The following is an 8,678-nucleotide window of genomic DNA, read 5'->3' as shown; positions in this document are numbered from 1 at the left end:
TCGCCAAGGCGAAGGAACTCGGCGTCGAGGTGATCGACGAGGACGAATGGTTCCGCCGGGTCGAGGGGCTCTGAGCGGGCGCAGCGGGAACGGTGGATATGGCGAAGCGGACATTCGCTCGATCGTGAATGAATGTCGGAAGGGGCGGGAACGGACGTTCGTTGCCGAGTGAACGAACGGCTTGAATGGGGGCCGGAAGCGGATTGGCCGTAATTCGGCTGAGTGATTTGACAAGCCGCCGTTCTACCGTCGGTCCCTTTGGTCGCCCATTTGGGAGCTTCTTTCATCGCTCGAAATCTGCCGTGCGTTCGACTTTGCCTCTAGCGGTAGTGTGCGGGGGGCAGCGTTTCGTGAAAGAATTTGTGCTAAGGAAAAATTTGATGCGAGATGGGTGAGAGCATACGCTGCTCGTTATTTCGATTCTTGCTGAGAGTAGGCTTCTTTTTTCTCACGGTGGGGCGGATGGCGAAGCTACCAGAAGAAAAGAAACCTCTTACGATTGATATGGGGAAAGCCAATCGCTTGCCACCGCGCGCCGACGAACTAATGCGCGTCGTGACGCGGTTCGAGTATGCACTGAAAGAAACTGGCTATGGAGTGATGCGCAACGGCGCGGTTGAAGCGAACTGGGACAAGTTTGCTAACGAAGTACTGAAGGCTGAATTTCTTCAGCGCGTTCGCGACAAAAAAATTGCGCCGACGATCTTGAGCAACCCGCCAAGCAGACAGTTTCTGGGTGGCAGCACTCTAGACTGGGAGCGGAAGGTCGCGCCGAACAGTATTCAGGATTTCATTGGCGCGGTCCGGCGCGTTAGAAATAATCTCGTGCATGGGGGCAAGTCAGGCGATCCCGACGCTGATCGCAATGCCAGTTTGGTAGCCGAGGCGATCGAGGTGCTATTCGAAGCTCTTCGATCTCACGACGATCTACGCTTCATGTTCGAAGGCAAGTGGTAGGCAAGTTGCTAGTCGTCCCGCGATGATACGTGATGGCAATAGTCGCAGATATGCGGATTGTTGACCGATATGGTGGAAGCCGTAAGTGAGGTGCCGCAGCGTGCGCATGAGGCGTCAATCGAGTAGTCGCAGAAAAAGCACTTCACGGTCTCACCGGTCTCGACGTAGGTCTCATTAGCGCATTCCGGACATGAATGAATGACCGGGTTTAAACCTTCCTTTGCAGCGAGATAGGCATCTTCGGCGAACTGCGCCTCGACCAAAATCTCCACGGTCTGCTCTGCCGCAATCTCGTCGCCGCAGGCCTTGCATTGGCCCTTGATCTCAGCGGGGTCGCTGTTGTCTGCATCTGCTTGGTAGATTAGCGACGAGCCGCAGGTCGGGCAGCGAATTTGGGATCGGTCCGTTATTTCGCCCCACCAGTCGATCTCGTTGAACGTGCCGTCGCATTCCCCTTTCAGTTTGTCGAAGAACGCCTTTTCGGCCAGCATGACATCCCAGGCGTCGCCAAGTGATGCTTTGGGTGAACGCCCAAGGATGGCGAAAAAACCTTCTACGAGAGGAAAACAGCCGGCGATTGCCTGCCGAATGGCTTCCTTCGGAGCCTGCGAATGGTAGTGCTCAAAGTCGTTTCGTAGCTTCTGCAAATCTTTGATACTGCCGGCGGGCCAGGCAAGCTTAAAACTTTTGAAGCGCTCCCGCAGTTCTGCCAGATCGATCGTTTGATAACCCTTGGGTTCGTGAACGAGTTCGCCGTCGTCGTTCAACACGGGCACGAACTTCGATGCTAGAACCTCCATCGGATCGGCTCCCGGCGCGGCATTCAGGAGGCACTGCTTGCCGAGCAAGAGCACGCCCGCGTAGAAATTCCGGAGTGCGCTTACCGGCCGCCGCTCGTCATTGGACTGAAAGTCCTCAATGCCAACCTGGATAGATAAAACTGCGTTTTCAAATATGTCCGTCATTGGGCACGCCCGTATGCTCCAGCCGCTTCTCTCTTGGTTTGATCATTTTTATTGGGTAGCTGCGCGTCAAATTTTCTCGTTGTCAGGCCTAACCGACCATTAGTCGTTATATTTCGTAATCGACATTAGAGTGACCTGAGTCCAATGGCAGCTTTTGGGAAGTCATCAATGAGATCTGAGCGGCTACAATGGGGCGCGAGGCGGTGGTGGAACGAATAGAGAGCGCTTACCAACATTGCTTTCACCTCGTTCAAGATCCGCCATCGCGTTCAGGACGCCGAAAGTCATTCCACCAAGTTCCGCCGATCTTTCGCTCCGGGGACTCACAACCGGGACAGGTCGGGCGGGATAGGTCGTGAGCGGGTGAAGCGGTCGTTATGAGGGATTTGCGGGTTTGTCCCCATGACAATTCTCGCCGTGACGCGTCAGCCATGTTGACCTATACGGTGCCCCGGAGCTTTCAACATGACCGTCAATCGCGAAATCCGGGATGGATTCAGGGCCGCACTGCCCGTTCTTTTCGCCGCCGCGCCGTTCGGCATGCTGTTCGGAGCGCTTGCCGTCGACAACGGCTTTACGGTTTTCGAGGCGGTTCTGATGAGCGCGACGGTCTATGCGGGCGCCAGCCAGATGGTCGGCATCGACCTGTTCGGCGACCGGATCGCACCGTGGCTGATCGTGCTGTCGATCTTCGCCGTCAATTTCCGGCATGTCCTCTACTCGGCCGTCGTGGGACGCCAGATCCGCCACTGGAGCAAGGCGCAGCGCTATGTCGGTTTCTTCTTTCTGATCGACCCGCAATTCGCCGAATCCGAGAAACGCGTCGAGTCGGGCCGACCGCTGACATTCCTCTGGTACATGAGCGCCGCGATCCCGGTCTATGTGGCCTGGGTGCTGGAGGGCTGGATCGGCGCGGTGTTCGGCAAGCTGGTGTCCGATCCGGCGGCTTACGGGATCGATTTTCTGCTTCCCATCTATTTTCTCGGTCTCGTCGCTGGTTTCCGGCGGCGCGCCAACTGGCTTCCCGTGGTGATCGTCAGCGGGCTGGTCTCGGTCGGCGCATATGCGGTGGTCGGCTCGCCCTGGCATGTGAGCATCGGCGCGATCGCCGGGGTTCTGGCCGCAGCCGCAATCGGCACGCAGCCCAACCGCAAGCCGGTGGTCTGAGCGATGCCGGAACTCTCGACGACGACATGGATCGTTCTGGCGGGCGCGGCGGCGACCTATCTGACGCGGATCGGCGGACACCTGATCCTGTCGCAGTTCAGGGCGATACCGCCACGCGTGGAGGCCGCATTGAACGCGGTGCCGGCCGCGGTTCTGACTACGCTGGTGGCGCCCGCCGCCGTGTTCGAGGGGACGGCGGAATCGCTGACGCTGCTGGTGGCGTTCGCCGCCGCCTTCCATCTTCCGATGATGGGCACGTTCGCCGTCGGGTGGATCGCGATTCTGGTGTTCCGGGCGGTGCTCGGCTGACCTCTCAGAGCGGGGCGGTCATCTTCTCGAGCCAGGCGCGAACATCGGGATCGTCAACCAGCGGCGACACCTCTTCCCGTACACGGGCATGATAGGCGTCGAGCCAGCCGATTTCCGCGGCGGTCAGCAGGCCGGGGTCGATCAGACGCCGGTCGATCGGGCAGAGCGTCAGGGTTTCGAAACCGTGCATCGCGGTCGCGCCTCCTTCCGGAATTTCGGCCGGGGTCACGACGACGAGGTTCTCGATGCGGATGCCGTGCGAGCCGGTCTCGTAGTAGCCGGGCTCGTTGGAGACGATCATTCCGGGAAGCAGCGCCTGCGTGCCGCGGCGCGAGATGTTCTGCGGCCCCTCATGCACGCTGAGATAGGAGCCGACGCCGTGGCCGGTGCCGTGGGCGTAGTCCAGTCCGGCCTGCCACAATGCGTTGCGCGCGAGCACGTCAATGTCGACGCCGCGCGTTCCCTCGGGAAACCGTGCGAGGGAGATCGCGATCATGCCCTTGAGCACGAGCGTGAAATGACGGCGGTATCTTTCGCCGGGGACGCCGATCGGGATGACCCGCGTGATATCGGTGGTGCCGTCCTGGTATTGGCCGCCGGAATCGATCAGCAGCAATTCCCCGTCGCCCGCCACGCGATTGGTTTTCGTGGTGACGCGGTAGTGAACGATCGCGCCGTTCGGTCCCGCCCCCGAAATTGTGTCGAACGAAATATCGGCAAGCGGCATGCCGAGCCGCTCTCCGGTCTCGCGCCGGGCGTCTTCCAGGGTCGTGGCCGCCGTGATCTCGTCGAGCGATCCGGGCGGTTGCGCATCGACCCATGCGAGAAACGCGGCCATGGCCGCCCCGTCCCGGCGGTGCGCCGCGCGGGCTCCGGAAAGCTCGGCTGCGTTCTTGCGCGCACGGGGAATGCGAACCGGGTCGGGGGACTTCACCACTGACGCACCGGCTTGCTCGAGAAGTGTCACGATCCGTTGGGCGGAAAGGGCCGGGTCGACCATGACGCGCCTGTTGTCCCTGCCGAGCGCTTCGAGCGCCTGCTCGAAATCCTCCGGCGGGCGCAATGCGCCCAGTTGCGCCAGATAGGCCTCGGACTTGATGGCAAGCTTTCGCTTGTCGATGAAGATTTCCGGCTCGCCTTCGACGGGCACGATCGCGAAACCGAGGACAAGCGGCGTATGCGCGACATCGCTTCCGCGGACGTTGAACAGCCAGCACAGGGAAGCGGGATCCGTCAGGATGACGGCATCGGCCTCCCGATCGCGGACCGCATCGGTGATACGGCCGATCTTGTCGCGGGCCGTTTCGCCCGCGAATTGCATCGGATGGAGCGTCACCTGCCCGAGTGGCGGGGGCGGGAGGTCGTTTCGAATCGCGTCCACGGGATTGCGCGACACCGGTACCAGTTCCGCTTCTCCTTCAGCACACGCCTTTTTCAACTTCGTGACGTCGGCGAAGGTGTGAAGCCAAGGATCGAAGCCGACACGCGAGCCTTTCGTCAGGTTTTCCGCAAGCCACTCGTCAGGCGGCGTGTCGATCAGGCTGTGACGCGAGAACACGTCGGAATCGGTCTGCGCGGCGGCCTGAAGCGTGTAGCGTCCGTCCACGAACAGGTGGGCGCTGTTCCGGAGAACGATCGCCATCCCCGCAGACCCGGTGAAGCCGGTGAGCCAGGCCAGCCGCTCGGCGCGGGCGGGAAGATATTCGTTCTGGTGCTCATCCGAATGGGGGACGAGAAATGCGTCCAGACCCTCGCTCTCCATGTGCGAACGAAGTGCTTCGACGCGAGGTTTAACCGTTGAAGGATCGCTCTTTTCGTCAAATGTCTGGAACATGAACCTCTCCGTGAATGCGCCGGACGTTATGCCGCCGCAGGCAACGGATCAATTGGCCCGCCGCGCTGCAGGACGGATGCATTTGCGATGCAGCATGTTCTTCGCACCTGCGAAAAACGCATGGCTGGCCTGCGGCATTGGGCGTAGTAACCCCGATGAACAGGTCACATATTGCCGATACCGGTACTTTTCCGGAATCAATCCAGGAGGTCTAACATGACCAACAGATCGAAAAAGGGTATGCTGCACAACGCCTTCGACGCGGTGGTGAATGCGCGTGCCCGCCAGGTTTCCGCCTATGTAAACGGTGCGCTTCTGATGCTCGACGACGATACATTGAAGGCACATGGCTATGACCGTGCCGAACTGCGGCGCCGGCCGGGAGCCGTCTACCCGTTCTAAGGGCGGGATACTCGAATATCCGGGGTGATCAACGGGTCGCCCCCGCTACGATCGGGTCCTGCTCCGCGCGAGGTGCAGCGTGACCCATTCACCACGCCAAAGGGTGCGCTGGTGAAACAATCCGGCGAGCCGGAAGGCCGATAGCACGGCGCGCCGCTGGGTCGCCAGAATCCCCGACAGAACGACATCGCCGCCGGCGGCGAGATTTGCGCGAATGTCCGGCGCCATCCGCATTAGCGGCCGGGCAAGGATGTTCGCGACAATCAAATCGAACGGATCACGCTCCGCGAAACAACGGTGGTGAAACCCGGCTGCGGTTTCGAAGCGGATATGGCGCGATGCGCCGTTGATCCGTGCGTTTGCGCGTGCGACCCGGGTTGCAACGGGGTCGATGTCTGTGGCCAGAACGGGGATCCGCGCCCGCCTGGCAAGCGCTATCGCCAGGACACCCGTGCCGGTACCCAAATCCAGCGCATTGGCGGGTGCACGAGCGGCGCAGAGATGCTCGATCATCGTCAGGCAGCCCGAAGTGGTTCCGTGGTGGCCCGTTCCAAAAGCCTGGCCGGCTTCGATCTCGATGGCGATATCGTTAGGCCGGACTGCCGAGCGATCATGGCGGCCGTGGATCAGAAAGCGGCCGGCGCGAACAGGCTTCAGTCCCTCCAGGGACTTGGCGACCCAATCGATATCCGGCAGGACCTCGCGCTGCGGCCGCAGGCCGCAGCCGTCCGTTTCGAGCCGTCTTGCAAACCGCTGCTCCACCTCGCCTGCGTCGGCCGTATCCTCATCGAGATAGACCGAGACTTCGTAGATCTTCTGCGCCTCGTCGATCTCGATATTGGCGAGGGGAAAGCCGTCATCCTCGAATTCGTCCTCCAGTGAACTGAAGACACGCGCGGCTTCGGCCTTGCCTGCCGAAAGGTGAAGACGAATCTGAGCCATGTTGCTTGCAAAAAACCTATTCGACGGCTTCCGATGCCGGCTTTTGTTTTTTCGCCTTGTCGCCGCTTTTTTTCTCCCGCTCTTCCTGTATCTCGCGCGCGGTTTCGGGCTGCTTGGCCGGGCCGAAGCTCAGAACCTGATCCTCTTTCTGCGGTTTCGCACCGTTGCAATTGGCCTCGAAGATCATGGTGCCGTCGGGTTTTCGCCAAAGAATGATGCGCGTGTCCTTGAGGCGGCTCGCCATATAGGCGTCGCGGTCGAATTCTTCGGTCAGCCTTGTGGTCTGGAAAGTCCAGCCGGCATTGTGCCGCTGCCGGATCTGGCGATGGGTCATGCCAGGCTGGAAGAATTGCTTTCCGCCGATCGTGAAGTTGAGGGAACGCCGCTCCGACTGCTCACTGGTATCGCCGATCTGGTAGACGTTGTTGCGGCCGATCTCCGGACCGAAGTCGGTGCAGATGAGCGCGTTATAAGCGTCATTGTCCGTGGCCGCGACCAGCGCACCGAAGCGGCCGATGTTGAGATTGTGATGGGCGTGCTCGGACAGGGGTTCGCCGAAATGGGTCTCGATGCCGGCCTGGCGGGCCTCGCTGAGGTGGTTCCAGTTCGGATCGGCAATGGTGACCGGGATCTTCATGTCCTGCAACTTCCGGGCCAGGGCCGTGGTCCACTGGTAACCGCCGACGATCAGGATGCCCGGCGTTTCGGCTGTGCGCAGGTCCAGGAGGCGAGCGAGGGGCCCGAGCGTAAAGCCATGAAGGAAAATGGTCGCGACCACGACCGCGAAGGTGAAGGCCACCATGCGTTGGCCGTCCCCGGCGTCGGATGCGGTCAGCAGCGAGCCGAACAGGCTGGCCACCGCGACGGCGACAATTCCGCGCGGGGCGATCCAGGCAGTCAGCAGCCGTTCCTGCCAAGTGAGTCCGCTGCCGGTGGTGGCCGCGAAAATCGCAATCGGGCGGATGACGAAAAGAACGGCGATGACAAAGCCGAGCGCCCGGAGGTCAAGGCTCATAATCACCGGCCATTCAAGCGCCGCCGTGAGCACGATGAAGAGGCCGGACACGAGGAGGATGGTGATCGTTTCCTTGAAGCGCCGGAGTTCTCCGAGCGATGCCAGACGGGAGTTGGCCATGGTGATGCCCATGATAGTCACCGTCAAAAGGCCCGACTCCTCGAGGATGAGGTTGGACGCCGAAAAAATGGCGATCACGCTTGCAAGCAGGACAGGCGCCTTGAGATATTCGGGGACGTGGCCCCGGATGAAGGCCCATACGAGTGCGCGACCGGCTGCAAAGCCGCCAGCGACCGCGAACACGAACGCGATGGCGATATTGAGAAACACGCTGTCGGCGCCGTGGCTGCCATGCAAAACGAGGAACACCTCGAACGAGATGACGGCAAACAGTGCGCCAATGGGATCGTTGACAATCGCCTCCCAGCGAAGCAGCGATGCCGGCCGGGATTTCAGCTTTGCCGAGCGCAGCAGCGGCATGATGACGGTCGGACCGGTGACAACCAGAATCGCACCGAGGATCGTCGAAACCGCCCAGGAAAGTCCCCCGATATAGTGGGCGGCTAGCGTTGATCCGAGCCACGTCAGGGGGCCGCCAAAGAGAATGATTCTGCGAACCGCAGTCGATGTTTCCCGGATCTCGCGGAAGTTGAGCGTCAGCCCGCCTTCGAAAAGGATGATCGCGACGGCAAGGCCGACGACGGGCTGGTAAATGTCGCCAAAGTCAACGCTTGGTTGGATAAACCCGGTCACAGGGCCGGCCAGAAAGCCCGCTGCCAGCAAGAGGACGATGGCGGGCAACTTCAAACGCCAAGCCAGCCATTGGGCACCGATTCCGGCCGCGCCGATGAATGCCAGTTTGGCGGCAATGTGTTCCATGAAGTTCCGTCCCTCTGCGCGTGGCGTCGTGCAGATATTGGCTATAGCAGAGTTCCTGCAAGGGCAGGGGCAATATCTTTATTTTTGTGGCAGAGTGAATTGCGAGGCGCGGTGCCGGGATCGATCGGCCCATTCGACTTAATCCCCGGTGCGTGGCGCGACGTGGGGCGGTTTGATTTCCGTCAAGGACCGCAACCGGCCCACGACG

Annotated in this window: 8 protein-coding genes; 4 read left to right on the top strand and 4 right to left on the bottom strand. The window is 60.9% G+C overall.

From position 1 onward, the window contains the following. Positions 1-462: 462 nt before the first annotated feature. Positions 463-957: a hypothetical protein gene (locus tag LC298_RS11010; RefSeq protein ID WP_131567093.1), complete on the top strand. Its 495-nt coding sequence runs from the start codon at positions 463-465 to the stop codon at positions 955-957. Positions 958-965: 8 nt separating this feature from the next. Here LC298_RS11010 and LC298_RS11005 read toward each other — a convergent pair whose 3' ends face one another. Continuing rightward, the gene (locus LC298_RS11005) at positions 966-1,922 is read right to left on the bottom strand and encodes a hypothetical protein (protein ID WP_131567090.1); all 957 of its coding nucleotides are present in this window, start codon (positions 1,920-1,922) and stop codon (positions 966-968) included. 465 nt (positions 1,923-2,387) lie between these two features. On the opposite strand from LC298_RS11005, the gene LC298_RS11000 reads away from it, so the two are divergent. Continuing rightward, a complete protein-coding gene (locus tag LC298_RS11000) occupies positions 2,388-3,089 on the top strand; it encodes an AzlC family ABC transporter permease (RefSeq protein WP_131567087.1) in 702 nt (233 codons plus the stop codon). A 3-nt stretch (positions 3,090-3,092) separates the two neighbouring features. Further along, positions 3,093-3,398 carry an AzlD family protein gene (locus tag LC298_RS10995; RefSeq protein ID WP_131567084.1) on the top strand — a complete coding sequence of 102 codons (306 nt, stop codon included), beginning with the start codon at positions 3,093-3,095 and terminating at the stop codon, positions 3,396-3,398. 4 nt (positions 3,399-3,402) lie between these two features. On the opposite strand, the gene LC298_RS10990 is transcribed toward LC298_RS10995, so the two are convergent. Beyond that, entirely contained in the window at positions 3,403-5,232 is a 1,830-nt protein-coding gene (locus tag LC298_RS10990; RefSeq protein ID WP_131567081.1) for an aminopeptidase P family protein, read from the bottom strand. Positions 5,233-5,448: 216 nt separating this feature from the next. Between LC298_RS10990 and LC298_RS10985 the strand changes: the two genes are divergently transcribed. After that, positions 5,449-5,634 carry a hypothetical protein gene (locus tag LC298_RS10985; RefSeq protein ID WP_131567078.1) on the top strand — a complete coding sequence of 62 codons (186 nt, stop codon included), beginning with the start codon at positions 5,449-5,451 and terminating at the stop codon, positions 5,632-5,634. A 45-nt stretch (positions 5,635-5,679) separates the two neighbouring features. Here the strand turns inward: LC298_RS10985 and LC298_RS10980 are convergent, their stop codons facing one another. Both LC298_RS10980 and LC298_RS10975 read right to left on the bottom strand, forming a co-directional pair. After that, positions 5,680-6,576 carry a 50S ribosomal protein L11 methyltransferase gene (locus tag LC298_RS10980; protein ID WP_131567075.1) on the bottom strand — a complete coding sequence of 299 codons (897 nt, stop codon included), beginning with the start codon at positions 6,574-6,576 and terminating at the stop codon, positions 5,680-5,682. Between the two features lie 16 nt (positions 6,577-6,592). Then, a complete protein-coding gene (locus LC298_RS10975) occupies positions 6,593-8,470 on the bottom strand; it encodes a cation:proton antiporter (protein WP_131567073.1) in 1,878 nt (625 codons plus the stop codon). Positions 8,471-8,678: the final 208 nt, after the last annotated feature.

Origin of the sequence: Oricola cellulosilytica (assembly GCF_019966575.1) — a bacterium.
Lineage (GTDB): Bacteria > Pseudomonadota > Alphaproteobacteria > Rhizobiales > Rhizobiaceae > Oricola > Oricola cellulosilytica.
This window is presented reverse-complemented; position numbering and strand designations above follow the sequence as displayed.

What these genes read in the sequence shown, in the direction of transcription:
- LC298_RS11000 (WP_131567087.1), top strand. Translation starts at nt 2,388, where the DNA reads ATGACCGTCAATCGCGAAATCCGGGATGGATTCAGGGCCGCACTGCCC.
- LC298_RS10975 (WP_131567073.1), bottom strand. Translation starts at nt 8,470, where the DNA reads ATGGAACACATTGCCGCCAAACTGGCATTCATCGGCGCGGCCGGAATC.
- LC298_RS10990 (WP_131567081.1), bottom strand. Translation starts at nt 5,232, where the DNA reads ATGTTCCAGACATTTGACGAAAAGAGCGATCCTTCAACGGTTAAACCT.
- LC298_RS11010 (WP_131567093.1), top strand. Translation starts at nt 463, where the DNA reads ATGGCGAAGCTACCAGAAGAAAAGAAACCTCTTACGATTGATATGGGG.
- LC298_RS11005 (WP_131567090.1), bottom strand. Translation starts at nt 1,922, where the DNA reads ATGACGGACATATTTGAAAACGCAGTTTTATCTATCCAGGTTGGCATT.
- LC298_RS10995 (WP_131567084.1), top strand. Translation starts at nt 3,093, where the DNA reads ATGCCGGAACTCTCGACGACGACATGGATCGTTCTGGCGGGCGCGGCG.
- LC298_RS10980 (WP_131567075.1), bottom strand. Translation starts at nt 6,576, where the DNA reads ATGGCTCAGATTCGTCTTCACCTTTCGGCAGGCAAGGCCGAAGCCGCG.
- LC298_RS10985 (WP_131567078.1), top strand. Translation starts at nt 5,449, where the DNA reads ATGACCAACAGATCGAAAAAGGGTATGCTGCACAACGCCTTCGACGCG.